Consider the following 20,439-nt stretch of genomic DNA (forward strand, 5'->3'; position numbering starts at 1 on the left):
CATGTTCCGTAAACTGACGATCATCGCCCTTTCGGCCCTCGCCATGGGCGCCTGCAACCGCCAGCTGCCTGACCAGAGCGCCCAGTCGGCGGCGTTCATGACCAAGAACGCCAAGGAGCCGGGCGTCGTCACCCTCCCCAGCGGCCTGCAGTACAAGGTGGTGCGCTCCGGCCCAGCCACCGGCTCGCACCCGCAGCCGAACGACGAGGTGAAGGTCCACTACGAAGGCAAGCTGGTCGACGGCAAGGTCTTCGACAGCTCATACGAGCGGGGCCAGCCGGCTTCCATGCCGCTCAAGGCGCTGATCCCCGCCTGGAAGGAAGCCCTGGTGCTGATGCGTCCGGGTGATGAGTGGGTGCTCTATGTGCCGCCGGAGATGGGCTACGGCGCCGAAGGCGCCGGCGGCGACATCCCGCCGAACGCCGCCCTGATCTTTCGGATCGAGCTGATCGACGTGCTCCCCGGCCCGGGCTCCACCGCCTTCGGCTGAAGCTCAGTGCAGCGGGGCTGACGGCAAGCCGAGCTCCCGCGCCACATGGGCCAGCTTGTCCGGATTGCGGGTGATGTAGATCCCCACGATGCGGCCGCCTTCGATGTCCAGGGCGGTGGTCTGCAGCACCTGGCCGCGCTCGATGCTGGCGTAACCCGGCAGCCCGTCGATCCACATCGAGCGAAGGTGGACGAAGCTCGCCGGATCGAACTTCCGCCGAAGCCCTGAATAAAGCCGCAGCACCTTTTCAAGCCCGTGGATCGGGTTGAGGAACGCGATGACCTTGCCGCCGCCGTCGGAGCGCAGGGTCACGCCCTCCGCCAACAGACTGCGCAGAGCCGCCACATCCCCCGTGCGTGAAGCGTCGAAGAAGGCCTGAGCGATCTTCTCGCCTTCGGACCTTTCGATGGGAAAGCGCGGACGCGCATCTTGCACGTGCCGGCGCGCCCGAGCCGCGAGCTGGCGGGCGGCCGCGGGTTCGCGCCCCAGGGTGGAGGCCACCTCCTCGAACTCGACGCCGAACACGTCGTGCAGCAGGAAGGCGGCACGCTCCAGGGGGGACAGCCGCTCCAGAGCCAGCATTAGGGTCAGCGTCAGGTCGTCGTGAAGCTCGCCCTCTTCAGCCTCCGGCTGCACGAGCGGCTCGGGAAGCCAGGCGCCGACATACGTCTCCCGCCGCATCCGCGCTGACTTCAAAACATCGAGGGACAGACGTGTCACGGTTCGCGTGAGCCAGGCGGCGGGCTCGCGCACCCCCTCCGCATTCGCGCCCTGCCACCGCAGCCAGGCGTTCTGGACCACGTCCTCCGCCTCCGCCACCGAGCCCAGCATGCGGTAGGCCAGGCGCACCAGCCGCGGCCGGTGCGCCTCGAACACGCTTACCGTCTCGTCAGGCCGCCGCACGACCCGCCTCCGCCGGATGGGCGCTGCGGAAGCCGACCGCCAGTCGGTTCCAGGTATTGATGGCGCCGACCGCGAAGGTGACGTTCACTTGCTCGGCTTCGCTGAAGTGCGCCTGCAGCTCGGCCCAGTCGGCGTCCGGCGCGCCAGTCTGCGGCAGCAGGGTCAGAGCCTCCGCCCAAGCCAGCGCCGCGCGCTCGCGCGGGGTGAACAGCGAGGACTCCCGCCAGGCGCTCAGCAGGTGCAGACGCATGGGGTTCTCGCCCGCCTTCAACGCATCGGCGACATGCATGTTGATGCAGAAGGCGCAGCCGTTGATCTGGGAAACCCGCGTCTTGATCAACTCGAGCAGGCTTTTCTCCAGCCCGCTGTCCGTGATCGCGGCCTCAAGAGCGACCATCGCCTGGTACGGCTTGGCGGCATGCTTGTAAGGGGCGGCTAGTCTTTGGGTCATGTCCTGGCTCCTCGTCGCACCGGTTGTGCGTACGGACATGACGAGTTGCCGCGGCAGCTTGTGACATGGGCCCGCACGGCGCACGCAAAAATGTCGGCTGGGAGCTGACGCCCGTGAGCCTGCGGCTTTCCTTTGAGCCGGGTCGAACGCCGGTCTATGGCTTGCCCATGGCTCAAGATCTCACGCCGGCCGCCGTCGATATCCTCAGGACGCTGGTCGGCTTCGACACCACGTCCCGGGGATCGAACCTTGCGCTGGTCGAGTGGGTGGAGACCTTCCTGGACGCTCATGACGTGCCGCACCGCCGCGTGCCGAACGCCGACGGTTCCAAGTCCAACCTGATCGCCACGATCGGTCCGCAGGTCGAAGGCGGCGTCGTGCTGTCCGGTCATACGGACGTGGTGCCGGTGGACGGCCAGCCGTGGAGCACCGATCCCTGGACCCTGACGGAGCGTGACGGCCGCCTGTTCGGGCGCGGGACGTGTGACATGAAGGGCTTTCTGGCCCTGTCGCTCGCCGCCGTGCCGGAGCTCAAGGCGGCGGCGCGCGCGCCCGTGCACCTCGCCTTCTCCTATGACGAGGAAATCGGCTGCCTGGGCGCACCCTCCATGATCGAGGTGATCCGCCGAGAATTCCCCGCGCCCGCCCTCGTCGTCGTGGGCGAGCCCACCAACATGGAAGCGGTGAACGGCCACAAAGGCATCGCCACCTTCACCGTGACGGTCCACGGCCGGGAGGCCCACTCCAGCCAGACCCAGCAGGGCGTCTCCGCGATCATGGAAGCCGTGCCCCTGATGGCCGCCCTGCGCGAGCTCGCCGACGGCCTGGAGCGCGAAGCCGACCCGGCCTCTCCCTTCACGCCCAAGGGCGCGACCCTGACAATCGGCGTCGTGCATGGCGGAACGGCCGGCAACATCCTGGCTCGAGAGTGCCAGTTCCTGTTCGACCTGCGCTGCCCGCCCGGCCTGGATCCCGAGCAAATCCTGGCCCCGTTCTTCGCCCAGATTCGTGCGCTGGATGCGACGCTGAAAGCCCGCGCGCCGGAAGCGGGCGTCCACATCCACCGCCGCTCCAGCACCCCGCCCCTGTCGCCGGAACCGGGCGGCGTCGCCGAGGCCTTCGCCCGCCGCCTGGCCGGGGACAACGGCCCGCCCCGCGCTGTCGCCTTCGCGGCAGAGGCCGGGCAGTTTCAGCAGGCCGGGTTCTCCACTGTGATCTGCGGCCCCGGCTCCATCGAACAGGCGCACCAGCCAGACGAGTTTGTCGAGATCAGCCAGATGCAACGCGGCGCCCAGTTCATGCGCCGACTGGTGGAATGGTCGCGCGGGCCGGCCTGACCATGCGCATCGCCGCCATCTCCGACATCCACGGCAATCTGGCGGCCCTCGAGGCGGTGCTGGCCGACATCGCCGCCCGCAACGTCGACGTGACGGTGAACCTTGGCGACATCCTGTCCGGACCCTTGCAGCCCGTGCACACCGCCGAACGGCTCATGGCCCTAGGCTTGCCCACGATCCGCGGCAACCACGAGCGCCAACTGCTGACGCAGACGCGGGCGCAGATGGGGCCTTCCGACGCTTTCACCTGGCCGCAACTGCAGTCGAAGCATCGCGAATGGCTGGCATCCCTGCCTACGGCGCTGGAGCTCACGCCGGACGTCCTGCTCTGCCACGGCACGCCCGCGTCCGACCTCGAGTACTTCCTGGAGACGGTCGAGCCGACCGGCGCGCGTGAGGCGACGGAGGCCGAGGTGGCGACGCGGGCGGCAGGCGCCCCGCATGCCTTGATCCTCTGCGGCCACACCCACGTGCCCCGCGTGCCCCGCGTGCGGCGGCTCACGGACGGCCGCCTCGTGGTCAACCCCGGCTCGGCCGGCCTGCCCGCCTATAAGGACGACCGCCCCTGGCCGCACGTCAGCGAAGCGGGATCGCCGCACGCCCGCTACGCCCTGTGTGAGCGTGGCTCGGATGGCGCCTGGAACGCCGAGATCGTCGAAGTCGCCTACGACTGGGAAAGCGCCGCCCGCACGGCCGAGGCGCACGGCCGCCCCGATTGGGCGATCGCGCTCAGGACCGGCCGGATGACCCCAGCGGCTTGATCACCACACGGCGGCCGAACAGGTCCTTCGGGTTCCAGGTCATGGCCCGGGCGATATCCAGCGACCCGACCTTGCGCGCAGCCTGAGCTTCCCGCCGGGCCTCCAGCGCAACGCCGATGTTCTTCAGGCCGAACACGAAACCGCGCCACGGGCTGCGGAGCTCCCCCCGGGTGGCGTGACGCGCAAACAGCAAGGCCGTCGCCGCCAGATGCAGCGGCCAGGTCAGCAGCAGAAGCAGCGGCGGGGTGTTCTTGATGAAGACCCACAGCCGGTTGCGGGTGCCGTAGAAGGTGGCGAAGTCAGAGCGCGGGCCGCCGGACGAAGCCGAGCCGACGTGGGTCACCACCGCCTGCGGAATCACCACAGTGGGCTCGCCCTGCAGCCGCAGGCGGTAGCCCAGGTCCACGTCTTCGCAGTAGCAGAACAGCCGCTCGTCGAACCCACCGAGCGCCAGGAACAGCTCGCGATCGATCAGCATGGCGCCGCCGCAGGCGGAGAACACCTCACCAGGCTCGGTGCGACCGAGATCCGGCTGGAGATAGCCGCCGCGGAACGGAAAGCCGGCGGAGGACATCACGTCTCCCAAACCATCCAGCTTGGAGGTGTCCTCGGCCAACAGCTGGCGGGACGCGAACGCACGCACGCCGGCGAACCTCTCGGTCGCAGCCAGCAGCTGCTCCAGCCAGTCCGGCCGCGCGACGGCGTCGGGGTTCAGAAAGGCGATCCAGCGTCCCCGCGCGATCCGGGCGCCCTGGTTGCAGGCGGCTGCAAAGCCAAGGTTCTCGCTGTTGCCCACGAAGATCAGGGACGAATCAGCCGCCGCCGCGTCCCGCGCCGCCGGGTCCTTGGAGGCGTTGTCGATCAGGATGACCTCGTGATCGGTCACCGTCTGGGCTTTCAGGCTGGCCAGGCACTCGGCCAACAGGGGGCCGCTCTCGTAGGCGACCACCACCACGCTGACGCGCGGTTCTGCACCCTTGTCTTTCGCGCGCTCCCGCGCCATCCGAGGCCCTGTTCTCAAAGCGTAGGTCGAGATGACGACGATCACCCAACTGGCGCTGCCCGAAGTGCTGCTTATCACGCCCAAGCGCCATGGCGATGCCCGCGGCTGGTTCTCCGAAACCTGGAGCCGCCGCAGCCTCGCGGACGCCGGCGTCGACACGGAATTCGTGCAGGACAACCAGGCCTTCAACGCGCGCAAGGGCACGGTGCGCGGCCTGCATTTCCAGACCGCGCCGCACCCGCAGGCCAAGCTGGTGCGCGTGCTGCGCGGGGCGATCTACGACGTGGCGGTCGATGTGCGCCCGGGCTCTGCGACCTTCGGCCAATGGGTCGGCGCGGAACTCACCGCCGAGCGCGGCGAGCAGCTGTTCGTCCCCCGCGGCTTCGCCCACGGCTACTGCACCCTCACCGACGACTGCGAGCTCTTCTACAAGGTCGACGGCCTCTACGCCCCGCAAACCGAGGGCGGCGTCCTCTGGAACGACCCGGACCTAGCGATCGACTGGCCGGTCGACGGTGATGTCGTGCTGAGCGACAAGGACAAGATCCTCCCCCGCCTCAAGGACATGCCGCCCGCGGCGTTCTGAGCGGGCCCCGCCCTGTACCCCGCTCATCCCCGCGAAGGCGGGGATCCATGCGGCGCCGGCTCAGGCAGGCGCGGTGCATCGACCAGCAACTCAGCTTGGATCCCCGCCTTCGCGGGGATGAGCGGAGTTTGATTCCATTCCGACTGCACGTCCTTGTCTGCCTCTACCGGACGCCGCGCCGCACGCAGCGCCTCGAACGCCTCCGCGCTCAGCAGCCGGCCTAACGCCCACACCGCCGCTCCGCGCACCAGGGGCGAGGGATCGCCCAGCAGCCGTCGCGCTTCCACCGCAAGCGCCGGCTCGCCCGAGTTGCCGATGGCGTAGAGCACGTTGCGCAGGAAGCGGTCGCGACCGATGCGCTTGACCGGGCTCTTGGCGAACAGCTCACGGAAGGCGGCGTCGTCCAAGCGGGAGAGCTCGGCCAGTCCCGGACCGCGCAGGGTCTCGCGGGCATGCAGCTTCTGCTCACGGGACACCTGGGCGAACTTGTTCCACGGGCAGGCCGCCAGGCAGTCGTCGCAGCCGTAGATCCGGTTGCCCAGCGCCGGACGGAACTCGTGGGGGATCGCTCCCTTCAGCTCGATCGTCAGATAGGAAATGCATCGCCGCGCATCGATCTGGAACGGCGTCGGGAAGGCGTTGGTCGGGCAAACGTCCAGGCATGCGGTGCAACGGCCGCAGTGCACGGCGGGCGCTTCGTCCGGCGCGAGCTCCAGCGTGGTCAGGATCGAACCCAGGAACAGCCACGAGCCGAATTCGCGGCTGACGAGGTTGGTGTGCTTGCCTTGCCAGCCCAGCCCCGCCCGCTCCGCCAGCGGCTTCTCCAGGAGAGGCGCCGTGTCGACGAACACCTTCAGCTCGCCTCCGAACTTCGCCTGCAGGAACCTGGCCAGCGCCTTCAGCCGCTTCTTGATCAGGTCGTGATAGTCGTCGCCCTGGGCGTAGACGCTGATCGCCGCACGCGTGGAGTCGGCCAGCAGCTCGCGCGGATCGCGGTCGGGCCCATAATTGACCCCCAGCACGATCGCCGAACGGGCGTCTGCCCACATCGCTCTCGGATGACGGCGGCGCTCCAGCGTCTCGGCCATCCAGCCCATCTCGCCGTGCCGACCTTCGCTCACGAACTGCTCCAGACGCGCGGCCGCCGGCCAGGCGTCGTCGAGATCCGTGAAGCGGCAAAGGTCGAAGCCGAGCGCTTGGGCCTCGGCGCGGATCAGGTCTTCAGGCGAGCTAGAAGTCGAGATCGTCATAATGCTTGGCGGGCGTCAGGCCCGGCCAGCGGTCCATGAGCAGAGGCCGGAAGGCCGGCCGGGATTTCAGCTTCATGTACCAGGTCTTCACGGACGCGAAGTCACCCCAGGGCACGTCGCCGAAATAGTCGATCACCGACAGATGGGCGGCCGCGGCGAAATCCGCCAGGGACAGGCGCTTGCCCGCCAGCCATTCGCGCTCGGCCAGCAGCTGGTCGATGTACCACAGGTGGTTCTTCAGGCCTTCGCGGCCCTGACGCAGGTTGGCCAGCTCCGGCGCGCCCAGGCCCAGCAGCCGCTTCTCCATCTTCTCGTGCAGGATGAAGCCGCCGGCCTCGTACTCGAACTTGCGGTCGAACCACTGCAGCAGCCGGCGCGCTTCCGCTCGCTCGGCGGCGTTGCGGCCCAACAGTGCGGGCTCGACCACCGTCTCTTCCAGGTGGTCCAGGATCGCCCGAGCCTCGCACAGCACCAGCGTACCGCGGTCGGTCTTCTCCACCAGCACGGGAACCATGCCCGAGGGGTTCAGCTGCGAGAGTTCCTTCGGCCGCTCCCAATAGCGCACCGGATTGTCCGTGAACGGCAGGCGCTTTTCGCCCAGCGCAAGCCGCACCTGCCGGGAGGCGGGATCCAGCGGGAAGTGGTGGAGGATGCGCTCGACGTTCATGACCGGCTAACGCCCGGCGTCGCCGAGCGATCTAAAAATGAGCAGATGGAAACAGACGTCCAACTGACGCCTCAGGCCTTAAGGGCGCGTTTACTGTGGCGCCCGCTCGGGCGCGGCAAGGGGTCCGGTGTGAATTTCCGCCCGTCCGCGCGGATCGGCGTGGATGATGATGTCCGCCGCAGGGAACGCCTCGAGCAGCCGGTGCTCGGCGGCCAGCACGATGTCGTGCGCCGCTTCCAGCGTCATCTCGGGGTCGAGGTCCACGTGCATCTGGATGTGGATCCAGGGGCCCGAGGCGCGCGTCCGCAGCTGGTGGACGTCCGTCAGCCGCGCGTCACGGGTGACGATCTGCACGATCCGGGCGCGGTCCTCGTCCGGCAATTCTCGATCCATCAGCTGGTCGGAAGCTTCCCGAAAGACGCCCAAGGCGCTCCAGAGCAGCAAGGCGGCAACCAGGAGGGCGGCGATCGGATCGAGCCAGGTCAGCCCCAGAAGGGAAGCCGCGCCGATGCCCAGCAGGGCTACCGCATTGGAAGCCAGATCGCTGACATAGTGCGCGCGGTCGCCTGACACCGCCACGGACGCAACCTGCCGCAGGACGCGGCCCTGAGCCGTGATCAGCGCGAAAGTCAGGAGCAAGGACACGATCATCACGCCGATGGCCCAGGCGCCCTGCTCGATCGGCTGAGGGTGCAGCAGGTCCCCAACGGCTTCGCGAGCGATCAAGGCGGCGGAGGCGAACACCAGGCCTGCCTGGAAGAGGCTGGCGAAGGCTTCCGCCTTGCCGTGGCCGAACCGGTGCTCGGCGTCCGGCGGCGCAGCGGCGTAGCGAACGGCGAAGAAGGTGCCCAGCGAGGCCACCAAGTCCAGCGCCGAGTCGGCCATCGAGGCCGCCAGCGCCAGTGAACCTGACGCGCCCCAGGCCGCCGCCTTGAACACCACCAGCACCGCCGCCGTCATCACGGACAGCAGGGTCACCCGGCGGGTCAGGGCCGCGGTCTGCGCAACGCTCAGGCCATGGGCTTCGCTCATGCGCGGGAAAGTACCGGCGAGCGCCGCCTGATCCAGCGCAAACGACTCGCAAGGCGGTGGATGCTCCCCGAATAGGGAGCATCCGACCTTAGGCGCGTTCGAAAACCCGCTGCTCGGCTTCCAGGCTGTGGTTCAGCCGGCCGACCATCTCCTTGGGACACACCTGACGGAAGCGCGGCAGAGCCCGCGTCCAGTCGCGCAGCAGCTCTTCGGCCAGGCGCGAGCCGGTTTCGCGGGCATGCTCCTCCACCAGGCCGCGCAGCACCTGCTCCCAGTGCGGATTGGCGACGGCGCAGACCACCACGCTTTCGGCGTTCAGCGCCTTATCGAAGCTGCCGTCGGCGTCGTAGACAAAGGCCATGCCGCCGGTCATGCCGGCCGCGAAGTTGAAGCCCACCGGCCCCAGGATCACGGCCGTGCCGCCGGTCATGTACTCCAGCCCGTTGGCGCCGCAGCCCTCGACCACCGCGGTGGCGCCCGAGTTGCGCACGCCGAAGCGCTCGCCTGCCAGGCCCGCCGCGAACAGCCGCCCGGAGGTCGCGCCATAGAGCACGGTGTTGCCGAGGATCGCATTCAGCTCCGGACGCGCCAGGTGCGGCGAGGGGCGGATCACGATGGTCGCGCCGGACAGGCCCTTGCCCACGTAGTCGTTGGCCTCGCCGGTCACCTCGATGCGCAGGCCCTGCACCGCGAAGGCGCCGAGGCTCTGGCCCGTGGAGCCCTTCAGCTGAACGGTCAAATGGCCAGGCTGCAGGCCGTCCATGCCGAACTTGCGCACGATGTGCGAGCTGGTCCGCGTGCCGATCGACCGCTGGGTCGAGGCGACCGTGTAGGTCAGCTGCATCTTCTCGCCGCGCTCCAGCAGCGGGGCGGCGTCCCGGACGATCTGGGCGTCCAAGGTGTCGGGCACCTCGTTGCGGCCCTCGACCGTGCAGTACGGCTTGTTCTGGCCCGGGTCGGCCTTCACCAGCAGTGGGTTCAGGTCGAGGTCGTCCAGGTGCTCGCCCCCGCGGCTGACCTGCATCAGCAGATCCGTGCGGCCGACGATCTCCTCCAGCGAGCGCGCGCCCAGCTGCGCCAGGATCTCGCGCACCTCTTCGGCGATGAAGGTGAAAAGGTTGATGACCTTGTCCGGCGTGCCGGTGAACTTGGCGCGCAGGTCCTCGGCCTGAGTGCAGACCCCCACCGGGCAGGTGTTGGAATGGCACTGGCGCACCATGATGCAGCCCATGGCGATCAGGCTGGCCGTGCCGATGCCGAACTCCTCGGCGCCCAGCATGGCGGCGATCACCACGTCACGGCCGGTGCGGATACCGCCGTCCGTGCGCAGCTTCACCGAGTGACGCAGGTTGTTCAGCGTCAGCACCTGATTGGCCTCGGACAGGCCCATCTCCCACGGGCCGCCGGCGTACTTGATGGAGGTTTGGGGCGAAGCGCCCGTACCGCCGACGTTGCCGGCGATTAGGATGACATCCGCCTTGGCCTTGGCCACGCCCGCCGCGATCGCGCCAATGCCGGTCATGGCGACCAGCTTCACGGTCACCTTGGCGTCGGGGTTGATCTGCTTCAGGTCGTAGATGAGCTGCGCCAGGTCCTCGATCGAGTAGATGTCATGGTGCGGCGGCGGCGAGATCAGCATCACGCCGGGCGTCGAGTGACGCAGCTTGGCGATCAGCTCGGTCACCTTGAAGCCGGGCAGCTGGCCGCCCTCGCCGGGCTTGGCGCCCTGGCTGACCTTGATCTCGATCTCGCGGCACTGGTTCAGGTACTCGGCGGTGACGCCGAACCGGCCGGAGGCGATCTGCTTCACCGCGGAGTTCGGGTTGTCACCGTTCGGCAGCGGCTTGTAGCGCTCACGGTCCTCGCCGCCCTCGCCCGAGACCGACTTGGCCCCAATCCGGTTCATGGCGATGTTCAGCGCGCCGTGCGCCTCGGGCGACAGGGCGCCCAGGCTCATGCCTGGCGTGACGAACCGCTTGCGGATTTCGTTGACGCTTTCGACCTCGTCGATGTCCACCGCCTTGGCGTCGGTGCGCCATTGCAGCAGGTCGCGCAACTGGATCTGCGGCAGGCGCCCCATGCCTTCGGAGAAGCGCTTGTAGATCGAGTAGTCGCCCCGATCGCAGGCCGACTGCAAGGTGTGGATCATCCGCGCTTCAAAGGCGTGGGCCTCGCCGGCGCGCCGCGCCTTGTAGAAGCCGCCCACCGGCAGGCTCAGCGCCGCGGGGTTCCAGGCCCGCTTGTGCAGCTCGACCGACTTGGCCTCAATGCCCGCCAAGCCGATGCCGCTGATGCGCGACGGCATGCCGGGGAAGAACTCCGCCACCAGCGAGCGCGAAAGGCCCACGGCCTCGAAGTTCAGCCCGCCGCGGTAGGACGAGATCACCGAGATGCCCATCTTGGCGATGATCTTCAGCAGGCCCGTCTCGATGGCCTTCTTGAAGTTGAGGCACAGCTCGCGCAGCGACAGCTCGCCGGTCAGGCCGCGCTCCTGGCGGTCTAGGAAGCTTTCCTGCGCGAGGTAGGCGTTGATCGCCGTGGCGCCCGCGCCCACCAGAACCGCGAAGTAGTGGGTGTCCAGGCACTCGGCCGAACGCACCACGATGGAGACGTAGGACCGCAGACCCTTCTGCACGAGCCAGGCATGGACGCCGCCGGTCGCCAGGATCATCGGCAGGGCGACCCGATCGGTCCCGGTCCCCATGTCCGACAGCACGATGGTCGAGCAGCCGCGCAGGGCCGCATCCTCGGCCTCCATGCGGATGCGTTCGAGGTTGGCCCGCAGGGCGTCGCCGGCGCGGGCGTCGCCCGCCGGAACCGGCATGGTGCAGTCGATCACCGCGACGTTCTTGGCGCCGATCGCCTCCACCAGCCGCGCGTACATGCCGGTGGTCAGCACGGGGCTGTCCAGCACGAACACGTCCGTCTGGGTCTCGTCCTCGGCCAGGATGTTGCCGAGGTTCTTGAAGCGCGTCTTCAGGCTCATCACCGCCGTCTCCCGCAGGGAGTCGATCGGCGGGTTGGTCACCTGGCTGAAGTTCTGCCGGAAGAAGTGGCTGAGCGGCCGGTACTCGTTGGACAGCACCGCGAGCGGCGTGTCGTCGCCCATGGAGCCGACGGCTTCCTTGCCGTCCTCGACCATGGGGGCCAGGATCATCTCCAGGTCCTCGAGGCTCAGGCCGGCGGCGGCCTGACGGCGCACCAGTTCCTCGCGGCTGAACAGGCGCTCCTCGGCGCCCGGGCCGATGCGCTCTTCCAGCTCGACCATGTTGCCCAGCCAGCGGTCGTACGGGTGCTGGGCCGCCAGGCGGTCGATGATCTCTTCCTCGCCGTAGAGACGGCCTTCCACCAGGTCCACCGCCAACATGCGACCGGGCGAGATGTGGGCCTTCTTCAGGATGCGCGCTTCCTCAACCCGGCACATGCCCGCCTCGGAGCCGACGATCAGCAAGCCGTCCTCGGTATGGGCCACGCGCAGCGGCCGCAGGCCATTCCGGTCCTTGCCGGCCACGACCCAGCGGCCGTCGGTGGCGCACACGGCGGCCGGTCCGTCCCACGGCTCCATCACCGCGTTGCAGTAGGCGAACAGCGCCTTGTGAGCCGGCTTGATCTGGTCCTCGTTGCGGGCGTTCCAGGCCTCCGGCATCAGCAGGGTCTTGGCCATAGGCGCGTCGCGGCCGGCGCGCACCAGCACCTCGAAGGTGTTGTCCAGCGCCGCGGAGTCCGAGCCGCTCGGCTGAATCACCGGCTTGATATCTTCCTGCAGGTCGCCGAAGGCCGAGGCCGCCATGCGGATCTCGTGGCTCTTCATCCAGCCGACGTTGCCCTTCAGCGTGTTGATCTCGCCGTTGTGGGCCAGCATGCGGAACGGCTGGGCCAGCCGCCATTCCGGGAAGGTGTTGGTCGAGTAGCGCTGGTGGAACACCGCCACCGCCGCCGTGAACCGCGGATCGGTCAGGTCGGGGTAGAAGCTGTCGATGTGCTCGGCCAGGAACATGCCCTTGTAGATCAGGCTCCGAGCGGACAACGAGCAGATGTAGAAGTGCTGGATGTTGGCCGCGGCCACGCGCTTTTCGATGCGCTTGCGGCACAGGAAGAGGGCGCGCTCCAGCGCCTCGCCATCCATGCCGGCCGGCGGCGAGAGCATGATCTGCTCGATCTCGGGACGGGTGGCGTTGGCCTTTTCCCCGATCACCGAGGTGTCCACCGGCACCTGGCGCCAGCCGTAGATATAGAAGCCGAACCGCAGGGCTTCGGCCTCGACGATGGTCCGGGCGGTCTCCTGGGCTGCGAGGTCCGTGCGCGGCAGGAACACCTGGCCCACGGCGATCGGGCCGGGTCGCACGGTGTGGCCGATCCGGGCCACTTGGTCGGCGAAGAAGTCCTGCGGCACCGACAGCAGCACGCCGGCCCCGTCTCCAGTCTTGCCGTCCGCGTCGACGGCCCCGCGGTGCCAGACGGCCTTCAGGGCGCGAATGGCGAGCTCGACCACTTCGCGGCGCGGCTGGCCGTTGATGGCCGCCACCAGACCCACGCCGCAGGCGTCATGCTGCGCGGTGATGTCGTAGCCGCCGTTCGCCTCGATCAGCTTGGCCCGCTCGAGCTCGTAGTGATCGACGTAGTCTTGACCCGTCAGGTGCTCGGTCATGGATCTTACTCCGCGGCCATCAGCGCGTCGGCGCTGGCATGGGCGATCAGGTAGCGGTTGATGGCTTCGGCGGCGTCGCGGCCGTCGCGGATGGCCCAGACCACCAGCGAGGCGCCCCGCACGATGTCGCCGGCGGCGAACACGCCCGGGACCGAAGTCATCATGTTGCGGAAGTCGGTCTTCAGGGTGCCCCAGCGGCTGACCGCCAGGTCCTGCGCCTGGAACGCGCCCGGCAGGTCCTCGGGGTCGAAGCCCAGCGCCTTGATCACCAGGTCCGCCTTCAGCTCGAAGTCGGCGCCCTCGATCTCTTCCGGCGACTGGCGGCCCGAAGCGTCCGGCGAGCCAAGCCGCATCCGCGCGGCGCGCAGGCCGGCGGCCCTCAGCGCTTCGCCCGTGACAGCCCGCGGCGCGGCCAGCCACTCGAACACTACGCCTTCTTCTTCGGCGTGGGCGACTTCACGCACCGAGCCCGGCATGTTGGCGCGGTCGCGGCGATAAAGGCAGGTGACCGAGGCCGCGCCCTGGCGGATCGCCGTGCGGACGCAATCCATGGCGGTGTCGCCGCCGCCGACCACCACCACGTTCTTGCCCGCGGCGTTGAGGCTGCCGTCCTCATAGGCCGACACGGCATCGCCCAAACTCACGCGGTTGGAGGCGATCAGATACTCCAGCGCCGGCACGACGCCTTCGGAGCCCGCGCCCGGAACGGCCAGGTCCCGCGCCTTGTAGACGCCCGTCGCGACCAGCACGGCGTCGTGCTTGGCCCGCAGTTCAGCCAGGGTGGCGTCGCGGCCGACCTCGAAGCCCAAGCGGAACTCGACCCCACCATCGGCCAGTCGCTGGGTCCGGCGCTCGACGACGTCCTTCTCCAGCTTGAAACCGGGAATGCCATAGATCAGCAGGCCGCCGGCCCGGTCGTGCCGGTCATAGACGGTGACGGCGTAGCCCATCTCGCGCAGGCGCTCGGCGGCGGACAGGCCGGCCGGACCGGCCCCGATCACCGCCACCGACTGGCCACGAGCGGGCCCGGCCTGCAGCGGCGGCACCCAGCCCATCTCCCAGGCCTTGTCGGTCAGATAGCGCTCCACCGCGCCGATCGTGACGGTGCCGTGGCCCGACTGTTCGATCACGCAGTTGCCTTCACACAGGCGGTCTTGCGGGCAGATGCGGCCGCAGATCTCCGGCATGGAGCTGGTCGCCTGCGACAGTGCGCAGGCTTCCTGCAGCCGGCCTTCAGCGGTCATCCGCAGCCAGTCGGGAATGTTGTTGTGCAGCGGGCAATGCGACTGACAGAAGGGCACGCCGCACTGGGAGCAGCGCGAAGCCTGTTCCGACGCCTTCGCGTCGATGAAGTCCGCATAAATCTCGTGGAAGTCGCCTTTGCGCTCGGCGACTTCGCGCTTCGCAGGGGTGCTGCGCGGCGTGACGGTGAACTTCAGCATGCGCTCGGCCATGGGGCGCTCCTTCTCTCAGCTCGCCCTCTACGTTCTTCGGCGGGCGCTGAAAAGTTGATCATCCCGATATTGGACTATCAGCAGGAACTTGGCCGTAAGTTGCTGCGGGACGCCCAATTTCGGAGCTCCGTTTAGTCCCGTTTTTGGATGAACGTCTTTTTCACCATAATGCGGGCCTTTCGAAGCTTCGCCGCGTTCAGGAGTGCTCCGCAGTGCCGGATTGGGTCTACGCCGTCATTCTCGGCATCATCGAAGGGCTGACGGAATTCATTCCGGTCTCGTCCACCGGCCACCTGCTCCTGGCCAAGAGCGCCATGGGCCTGCCCCCCGGCTTTTGGGACACCTTCTCGGTGATGATCCAGCTGAGCGCGATCCTTGCGGTTGTGGTGCTCTACTTCAGCCGGCTCTGGAACGTGCTGCTGCGCCTGCCCAGCGACCCTCGGGCCCGCCGCTTCGCGCTTAGCGTCCTGCTGGCCTTCATCCCCGCGGTGGTCCTGGGCCTCGTCTTCCACGACTTCATCAAGCAGGTGCTGTTCGAAAGCCCGCGGGTGATCTGCATCTCCCTGATCATCGGCGGCGTAGTGCTTCTGCTGATCGACCGCTTCGCCCCGCATCCGCGGCGCACCGACGCCATGAACCTGCCCCTGGCCACCTCTTTCGCCGTCGGCTTCTTCCAGTGCCTCGCCATGATCCCTGGCGTCTCGCGCTCCGGGGCGACCATCGTCGGCTCCATGCTGCTGGGGGTGGAGAAGCGCGCCGCGGCCGAATTCTCCTTCTTCCTGGCCATCCCGACCATGGCCGGCGCCTTCGCCGTCGACGCGTGGCAAAGCCGCGACCAGCTGACCAGCGACAACCTCGGCCTGATCGCTGTCGGCTCCGCCGTTTCGTTCGTCGTGGCCATCGTGGTGATCAAGGCGATGCTCGCCATCGTCACCAAGCGCGGCTACGCGCCCTTCGGCTGGTGGCGGATCGTCGTCGGCGTGATCGGCCTGGGGCTGCTGCAGTTCGCCTGACGCCAAAAGCGTTTCGGCTGCAAAAGAAAAAGCCCGGACCAAGCTCTGGTCCGGGCTTTCCTTTTTCTGCGCTGGAGCCTGGGCCCTAGGCTTGGCCGCCCGCCACCGCCCGCGCTTCCTGGTCGGCGTACTGACCCCCGCGGCGGTAGCGGTAAAGGTAGGTCGGCAGCACCGACTCTAGCGTGGTCGGGGTGACGCCTAGGTCCGCGAGACCCAGGTAGGCGCCACTGACCACGTTGTCGGTCTTCAGCAGCTCGAGCTGATCGGAGGTGATCGGCGGGGGCAGCACCATGGCGACGATGTCGCCCACAGCCCCCAGCGCGCCCGCCGCGCCAAACGGGATCGGCAGCAGCATGCGCCGGCGGCCGGTCTCCTCCAGAACGATCTCCATCAGCCGCCGGAAGGAGAAATCGGCCGGACCTCCCAGCTCGTAGGTCTCGCCCGCAGCAGCGGGATCAGTGGTCATGCGGGCGATCGCCTTGGCCACGTCGCCCACGAACACCGGCTGGAAGCGGGTGCGCCCGCCGCCGATCAGAGGCAGAACCGGGCTCAGCGCGGCCATCTGGGCGAACTTGTTGAAGAAGCCGTCGTCCTGGCCGAACACCACCGAGGGGCGCACGATCACGGCGCCCGGGAAGGCGTCCCGCACGGCCGCCTCGGCCTCAGCCTTGCTGCGGGCGTACTTGGACGGCGAGTTGATGTCGGCGCCCAGGGCCGACATCTGGATCAGCTGGGTCACGCCCGCATCGCGCGCCGCTTCGGCGACGTTGCGCGCCCCCATCACGTGCACGGCCTGGAAGCCCTGACGGCCTTGCTCAAACAGCACGCCCACCAGGTTCACCACCGCCGTCGCGCCCTCCACCGCACGCCGCACGGAGGCCTCGTTGCGGATGTTGGCCTGGATGACGTCGATCTGACCGACATCGCCGTGCAGGCGCATGGCGTAGCCCAGGTTCGGGTTGCGCACCGCGACGCGGATTCGCCAGCCGGCCTTGGCGAGCTGTCGCACGACCTGCGTGCCGATGAAGCCCGATCCGCCGAACACGGTGACAAGATTCTGCATGGAAGCGCCGGAGGTTCTCTGAAAGCCCTGACTGGCCCTGCGGATAGACGATAGGCGTGCGCGCCGCAATGCGAGCCGCCCACAACTTATTTCATGGCGCCGTTGACGCGTTCCGGGAGGCGCCATATGTAGCCGCCTCCCGATCCGACGGACCGGGCCCAGGTGGCGGAATTGGTAGACGCGCTGGCTTCAGGTGCCAGTGGCTTAACGGCCGTGAAGGTTCGAGTCCTTTCCTGGGCACCACCCTTACGAAGTGGGGGCGGAAAAAACGGCGTCGGAGCGTAAGGACTGTGACGACATTCCTGCATCACGGTGACCTGCCGGCCGATGCGCTAGCCAGCGCATCGGCCGTAGCGGTCGACTCCGAGACCATGGGCCTGCGGCTTGGCCGCGACCCGCTGTGCGTCGTGCAGCTGTCGGACGGTCAGGGCGACGCCCACGTCGTCCAGCTGGATCGCACCAGCTATGACGCGCCCAACCTCAAGCGGCTGCTGACCGATCCCGCGGTCACCAAGATCTTCCACTTCGGCCGCTTCGATATCGCCATGTTCTGGCTCCACCTTCGGGTGGTGACGGCGCCTGTCTATTGCACCAAGATCGCCTCCAAGCTCGCGCGGACCTACACGGACCGGCATGGGCTCAAAGACGTGACCAAGGAGCTGACCGGCGTGGACCTGTCCAAGGCCCAGCAGAGCTCTGACTGGGGGGCCAAGAGCCTTTCCGACGACCAGCTCGCCTATGCGGCTTCCGACGTCCTGCACCTGCACGCCGTCCGCGCCCGGCTCGACGAGATGCTGGTCCGCGAGGGCCGCGATTCCCTAGCCAAGGCCTGTTTCGAGTTCCTTCCGCACCGTGCGCTGCTCGACGTCGCCGGCTGGGAAGACGTCGACATCTTCGCTCATTCCTGAGGCGCCGATGACGGCGCCCGACCTGTCCATCATACCGGCGGCGGATCGACGGACCGGGTTCGAGCGCTGGCGCCGGCGCTCCCGGCTGATCCGCACCTTGCGCGTCGCCTTGCCGGCGGCGATCGCCGCCATCGTGGCCATGATGATCGGCGCGGTGGTCTGGAACACCCTGAACGCCAAGCCGGAGCAGCCGCGCGACGCCAATGCGCCGATCCGCCTGGTGAACCCCCGCTTCGTCGGGCGCGACGACAAGGGTCGGGCCTTCGTGCTCACCGCCGCCGCCGCCACCCGCGACCCGCAGGAATATCAGCGCGTGCTGCTGGACCGGCCGGCCCTGGTGCTCGACGAGGAAGGTCCCGATCCGCTGCGCATCACGGCGCACGAAGGGGTCTACGACGAGACCAACCGCAAGCTTGAAGTCCGTGGGGGCGTGCGGCTCTCCGGCGCCCAGGGCGCCTTCGAAACGGCCGCCTCCCTGTTCGACACCAAGACGGGCGAAGTGGTGGGTTCAGGTCCTATTCAGGGGACGGGTGGCCTTGGAGAAATCACCGCGAAGTCCTATTCCGTGCAAGGCAAAGGCGAGCGGATGATCTTCCAGGGCGGCGTTCACACCCGCCTGGACATGAAATAGAGCAGGCGGCTTATGCGAGCGAAGAACATCTCCCGGACCAAGACGGCCATCGCCGCCACGGCCCTCGTCCTGCTGGCGAGCCCCGCGCTCGGTCAGCAACTGGGTCAGAACGCCAAAGGCCCGGTGGACATCGCCGCCGACGAGCTCGTGGCGAACAACAACGAGTGCAGCTCCACCTGGCGCGGCAACGTCGAAGCTTTGCAGGACACCGCGCGTCTGCGCTCGGACGTGCTGATCGCCATCATGCAGAAGGCCGGCTCCAATCCGGGCAAGCCGGGCGGCGGCTGCGGCGACCTCACCCGCATGGAGGCCAAGGGCAACGTCTACTACGTCACGCCCCAGCAGCGCGTACGCGGCGACAACGCCGTCTATGACGCGGCCGGCGAGACCCTGACCATCACCGGCGACGTCATCGCCGTGCAGGGCCAGAACGTGCTGCGCGGCGGCCGGATGGTGGTTAACACTCGCACTGGCGAGGGCCAGATGGAGTCCGCTGGCAAGGGCCGCAACCGACCCAATCGCGTCCGCGGCGTCTTCTACCCGCAGCAGCAACAGGCGTCCGCCCCCGCCGCCAGGAGCCGGTGACACCGTTGAAGCAGGAGCGCTTCGCCCCCCTTCCCGGCACGGTCGGCGAAGGCTTGGTGGTGGACAACGTCTGCAAGACCTTCCGCGGCCGTCCGGTCGTGAAGAGCGTCTCTCTCCGCCTCGGTCGCGGGGAGGTCGCCGGCCTGCTCGGTCCCAACGGCGCGGGCAAGACCACCTGCTTCTACATGGTCACGGGGCTGATCCCGGCAGACTCGGGCGCCATCTACCTGGACGGCGAGAACATCACCGCCCAACCCATGTACCAGCGCGCCCGCATGGGCCTGGGCTACCTGCCGCAGGAAACCTCCATCTTTCGCGGCCTGACCGTGGCCGAAAACGTCATGGCCGTGGTGGAGCTGCGCGAGCGCGATCGACGCAAGGGACGCGAGATCGTGACCGAGCTGCTGGAAGAGCTGCGCATCGAGCATCTGCGCAACGCGCCGGCCGTGTCGCTGTCGGGCGGCGAGCGGCGCCGTGCGGAAATCGCCCGCGCCCTGGCTTCCGAGCCGTCTTTCATGCTGCTGGACGAGCCCTTCGCAGGCATCGATCCGCTGGCCATCGCCGACATCCGCGAGGTGATCACCTACCTCAAGGGTCGCGGCATCGGCATCCTGATCACGGACCACAACGTCCGCGAGACCCTCGACATCATCGACCGCGCCTCGATCATCCACGCGGGCGAGGTGCTGTTCGAGGGCAGCCCCGACGAGATCGTCAACGATCCGGAAGTGCGCCGCGTCTACCTCGGCGACCGGTACGGCGCCTGACCCCCGACGCAGCCCTTATTCGGCGGCCTGCGCTTCCATCATCTGCCGCCAGCGCTCTGCCTTGATCTTCCCCCAGCGGGCCCGCAGCACCGCTGGCCGCTCGGGATAGCGCTCCGGCAGGAATTCGGCCCCGACCACCCGATCCGTCCGGAATGTCCGGAAGTCGCCCCGCAGTTCGCACCACCCGACCAGCAGCCGGGTCAGCTCGTAATAGCCGATGGCGAACGGCCAGATTACGCGCGCGCTCTCCCGGTCCTTCTCGTCCCGATAGGTCATGCGGATCTTCAGTCCGCCATGGATCGCCCGGCGCACGGCCGCCATGTCGAGGCCGTCCTCCATCGGCTTCCACGCCCGCGGCGCCCGGATCGCCGGCTCCACCACCAATGGGCGCAGCTGCTCAGGAATGACGGTGCGGATCTTGGCCAGCAGGTCCTCGGCGGCGCGCGCCAGCACAGGGTCCGCCCGGCTGATCACGAACTGCGCCCCCAGCACCGCAGCTTCCACCTCGTCGGCCGTCAGCATCAGCGGCGGCAGGTCGTAGCCCTCGTCCAGCACGTAGCCGATCCCGGCCTCGCCCCGAATCGGCGCGCGCTGGCCGACCAGATCGGCGATGTCGCGATAGATGGTCCGCTTGGACGTCTCCAGCTCGGCGGCCATGGCGTCGGCAGTCACCGGCCCGCGGCTCCGGCGCAGGATCTGGATGATCTGGAACAGCCGATCGGCGCGTCTCATCTCTCTCGCCACCTGCTGACAGTTCGTGGGCGCAAAGGGGCGCGCCGGGCCGCGCCGTGTCAATCCTGCCGGGCCGATTCGGCCGCTCCGGACGGCTTGCGCCCTGAAAGCTGTGCCTAACTGGCGTGCGAACGCAGACCGCGGCGGCCTGACGCGCC

The 20,439-nt window shown here is 68.4% G+C and carries 19 protein-coding genes and 1 tRNA gene; 10 read left to right on the forward strand and 10 right to left on the reverse strand.

The features are described 5' to 3' along the window. Position 1 precedes the first annotated feature (1 nt). Complete coding sequence (locus DJ018_RS03640) at positions 2 to 490, forward strand: FKBP-type peptidyl-prolyl cis-trans isomerase (RefSeq protein ID WP_111513515.1); 489 nt, start codon at positions 2 to 4, stop codon at positions 488 to 490. 3 nt (positions 491 to 493) lie between these two features. Here the strand turns inward: DJ018_RS03640 and DJ018_RS03645 are convergent, their stop codons facing one another. Together DJ018_RS03645 and DJ018_RS03650 are read right to left on the reverse strand one after the other, a co-directional pair. Beyond that, complete coding sequence (locus DJ018_RS03645; RefSeq protein WP_111513516.1) at positions 494 to 1,393, reverse strand: sigma-70 family RNA polymerase sigma factor; 900 nt, start codon at positions 1,391 to 1,393, stop codon at positions 494 to 496. After that, a complete protein-coding gene (locus DJ018_RS03650; RefSeq protein WP_111513517.1) occupies positions 1,380 to 1,844 on the reverse strand; it encodes a carboxymuconolactone decarboxylase family protein in 465 nt (154 codons plus the stop codon). The genes DJ018_RS03645 and DJ018_RS03650 overlap by 14 nt, the downstream gene beginning before the upstream one ends. 167 nt (positions 1,845 to 2,011) lie before the next feature. Here DJ018_RS03650 and argE point away from each other — a divergent pair, with 167 nt between their 5' ends. Together argE and DJ018_RS03660 are read left to right on the forward strand one after the other, a co-directional pair. Continuing rightward, the gene (argE, locus tag DJ018_RS03655; protein WP_111514661.1) at positions 2,012 to 3,181 is read left to right on the forward strand and encodes an acetylornithine deacetylase; all 1,170 of its coding nucleotides are present in this window, start codon (positions 2,012 to 2,014) and stop codon (positions 3,179 to 3,181) included. Next, on the forward strand, positions 3,160 to 3,942 hold the full coding sequence (locus DJ018_RS03660; RefSeq protein ID WP_240609442.1) for a metallophosphoesterase family protein: 783 nt from the start codon (positions 3,160 to 3,162) through the stop codon (positions 3,940 to 3,942). Before argE ends, DJ018_RS03660 begins: the two co-directional genes overlap by 22 nt. Here the strand turns inward: DJ018_RS03660 and DJ018_RS03665 are convergent. After that, the gene (locus tag DJ018_RS03665; RefSeq protein WP_111513518.1) at positions 3,911 to 4,945 is read right to left on the reverse strand and encodes a glycosyltransferase family 2 protein; all 1,035 of its coding nucleotides are present in this window, start codon (positions 4,943 to 4,945) and stop codon (positions 3,911 to 3,913) included. The genes DJ018_RS03660 and DJ018_RS03665 overlap by 32 nt on opposite strands. 31 nt (positions 4,946 to 4,976) lie before the next feature. Here DJ018_RS03665 and rfbC point away from each other — a divergent pair, with 31 nt between their 5' ends. Continuing rightward, the gene (gene rfbC / locus DJ018_RS03670) at positions 4,977 to 5,531 is read left to right on the forward strand and encodes a dTDP-4-dehydrorhamnose 3,5-epimerase (protein ID WP_111513519.1); all 555 of its coding nucleotides are present in this window, start codon (positions 4,977 to 4,979) and stop codon (positions 5,529 to 5,531) included. A 23-nt stretch (positions 5,532 to 5,554) separates the two neighbouring features. Here rfbC and queG read toward each other — a convergent pair whose 3' ends face one another. From queG to DJ018_RS03695, 5 genes are all read right to left on the reverse strand, one after another. Beyond that, the gene (queG, locus tag DJ018_RS03675; RefSeq protein WP_111513520.1) at positions 5,555 to 6,781 is read right to left on the reverse strand and encodes a tRNA epoxyqueuosine(34) reductase QueG; all 1,227 of its coding nucleotides are present in this window, start codon (positions 6,779 to 6,781) and stop codon (positions 5,555 to 5,557) included. Then, positions 6,762 to 7,448, reverse strand: a complete 687-nt coding sequence (gene fzlA / locus DJ018_RS03680; protein ID WP_111513521.1) for an FtsZ-binding protein FzlA — start codon at positions 7,446 to 7,448, stop codon at positions 6,762 to 6,764. The genes queG and fzlA overlap by 20 nt, the downstream gene beginning before the upstream one ends. A gap of 90 nt (positions 7,449 to 7,538) precedes the next feature. After that, on the reverse strand, positions 7,539 to 8,480 hold the full coding sequence (locus tag DJ018_RS03685) for a cation diffusion facilitator family transporter (protein ID WP_111513522.1): 942 nt from the start codon (positions 8,478 to 8,480) through the stop codon (positions 7,539 to 7,541). A gap of 88 nt (positions 8,481 to 8,568) precedes the next feature. Continuing rightward, complete coding sequence (gene gltB / locus DJ018_RS03690; protein ID WP_111513523.1) at positions 8,569 to 13,128, reverse strand: glutamate synthase large subunit; 4,560 nt, start codon at positions 13,126 to 13,128, stop codon at positions 8,569 to 8,571. Between the two features lie 5 nt (positions 13,129 to 13,133). Continuing rightward, entirely contained in the window at positions 13,134 to 14,582 is a 1,449-nt protein-coding gene (locus tag DJ018_RS03695) for an NAD(P)-dependent oxidoreductase (RefSeq protein WP_111513524.1), read from the reverse strand. A 212-nt stretch (positions 14,583 to 14,794) separates the two neighbouring features. Between DJ018_RS03695 and DJ018_RS03700 the strand changes: the two genes are divergently transcribed. Further along, entirely contained in the window at positions 14,795 to 15,595 is an 801-nt protein-coding gene (locus DJ018_RS03700; protein ID WP_111513525.1) for an undecaprenyl-diphosphate phosphatase, read from the forward strand. An 85-nt stretch (positions 15,596 to 15,680) separates the two neighbouring features. Here the strand turns inward: DJ018_RS03700 and DJ018_RS03705 are convergent, their stop codons facing one another. Next, on the reverse strand, positions 15,681 to 16,658 hold the full coding sequence (locus tag DJ018_RS03705) for a complex I NDUFA9 subunit family protein (protein WP_111513526.1): 978 nt from the start codon (positions 16,656 to 16,658) through the stop codon (positions 15,681 to 15,683). A gap of 156 nt (positions 16,659 to 16,814) precedes the next feature. Between DJ018_RS03705 and DJ018_RS03710 the strand changes: the two genes are divergently transcribed. From DJ018_RS03710 to lptB, 5 genes are all read left to right on the forward strand, one after another. Continuing rightward, positions 16,815 to 16,901: transfer RNA gene (locus DJ018_RS03710), tRNA-Leu, on the forward strand. A gap of 47 nt (positions 16,902 to 16,948) precedes the next feature. Further along, positions 16,949 to 17,566: a ribonuclease D gene (locus DJ018_RS03715; RefSeq protein WP_111513527.1), complete on the forward strand. Its 618-nt coding sequence runs from the start codon at positions 16,949 to 16,951 to the stop codon at positions 17,564 to 17,566. 7 nt (positions 17,567 to 17,573) lie between these two features. Continuing rightward, on the forward strand, positions 17,574 to 18,197 hold the full coding sequence (gene lptC / locus DJ018_RS03720) for an LPS export ABC transporter periplasmic protein LptC (RefSeq protein ID WP_111513528.1): 624 nt from the start codon (positions 17,574 to 17,576) through the stop codon (positions 18,195 to 18,197). A 12-nt stretch (positions 18,198 to 18,209) separates the two neighbouring features. Further along, positions 18,210 to 18,782, forward strand: a complete 573-nt coding sequence (locus DJ018_RS03725; RefSeq protein WP_111513529.1) for an LptA/OstA family protein — start codon at positions 18,210 to 18,212, stop codon at positions 18,780 to 18,782. Positions 18,783 to 18,787: 5 nt separating this feature from the next. Next, on the forward strand, positions 18,788 to 19,549 hold the full coding sequence (lptB, locus tag DJ018_RS03730; protein ID WP_111513530.1) for an LPS export ABC transporter ATP-binding protein: 762 nt from the start codon (positions 18,788 to 18,790) through the stop codon (positions 19,547 to 19,549). A gap of 15 nt (positions 19,550 to 19,564) precedes the next feature. On the opposite strand, the gene DJ018_RS03735 is transcribed toward lptB, so the two are convergent. Next, positions 19,565 to 20,281: a helix-turn-helix transcriptional regulator gene (locus tag DJ018_RS03735; protein ID WP_111513531.1), complete on the reverse strand. Its 717-nt coding sequence runs from the start codon at positions 20,279 to 20,281 to the stop codon at positions 19,565 to 19,567. Positions 20,282 to 20,439: the final 158 nt, after the last annotated feature.

The sequence above is a fragment of the Phenylobacterium deserti genome, from assembly GCF_003254705.1.
GTDB lineage: Bacteria > Pseudomonadota > Alphaproteobacteria > Caulobacterales > Caulobacteraceae > Phenylobacterium > Phenylobacterium deserti.

What these genes read in the sequence shown, in the direction of transcription:
- lptC (WP_111513528.1), top strand. Translation starts at nt 17,574, where the DNA reads ATGACGGCGCCCGACCTGTCCATCATACCGGCGGCGGATCGACGGACC.
- DJ018_RS03660 (WP_240609442.1), top strand. Translation starts at nt 3,160, where the DNA reads ATGGTCGCGCGGGCCGGCCTGACCATGCGCATCGCCGCCATCTCCGAC.
- fzlA (WP_111513521.1), bottom strand. Translation starts at nt 7,448, where the DNA reads ATGAACGTCGAGCGCATCCTCCACCACTTCCCGCTGGATCCCGCCTCC.
- DJ018_RS03640 (WP_111513515.1), top strand. Translation starts at nt 2, where the DNA reads ATGTTCCGTAAACTGACGATCATCGCCCTTTCGGCCCTCGCCATGGGC.
- DJ018_RS03725 (WP_111513529.1), top strand. Translation starts at nt 18,210, where the DNA reads ATGCGAGCGAAGAACATCTCCCGGACCAAGACGGCCATCGCCGCCACG.
- DJ018_RS03685 (WP_111513522.1), bottom strand. Translation starts at nt 8,480, where the DNA reads ATGAGCGAAGCCCATGGCCTGAGCGTTGCGCAGACCGCGGCCCTGACC.
- DJ018_RS03665 (WP_111513518.1), bottom strand. Translation starts at nt 4,945, where the DNA reads ATGGCGCGGGAGCGCGCGAAAGACAAGGGTGCAGAACCGCGCGTCAGC.
- argE (WP_111514661.1), top strand. Translation starts at nt 2,012, where the DNA reads ATGGCTCAAGATCTCACGCCGGCCGCCGTCGATATCCTCAGGACGCTG.
- DJ018_RS03695 (WP_111513524.1), bottom strand. Translation starts at nt 14,582, where the DNA reads ATGGCCGAGCGCATGCTGAAGTTCACCGTCACGCCGCGCAGCACCCCT.
- DJ018_RS03705 (WP_111513526.1), bottom strand. Translation starts at nt 16,658, where the DNA reads ATGCAGAATCTTGTCACCGTGTTCGGCGGATCGGGCTTCATCGGCACG.
- DJ018_RS03735 (WP_111513531.1), bottom strand. Translation starts at nt 20,281, where the DNA reads ATGAGACGCGCCGATCGGCTGTTCCAGATCATCCAGATCCTGCGCCGG.
- gltB (WP_111513523.1), bottom strand. Translation starts at nt 13,128, where the DNA reads ATGACCGAGCACCTGACGGGTCAAGACTACGTCGATCACTACGAGCTC.
- rfbC (WP_111513519.1), top strand. Translation starts at nt 4,977, where the DNA reads ATGACGACGATCACCCAACTGGCGCTGCCCGAAGTGCTGCTTATCACG.
- queG (WP_111513520.1), bottom strand. Translation starts at nt 6,781, where the DNA reads ATGACGATCTCGACTTCTAGCTCGCCTGAAGACCTGATCCGCGCCGAG.
- DJ018_RS03650 (WP_111513517.1), bottom strand. Translation starts at nt 1,844, where the DNA reads ATGACCCAAAGACTAGCCGCCCCTTACAAGCATGCCGCCAAGCCGTAC.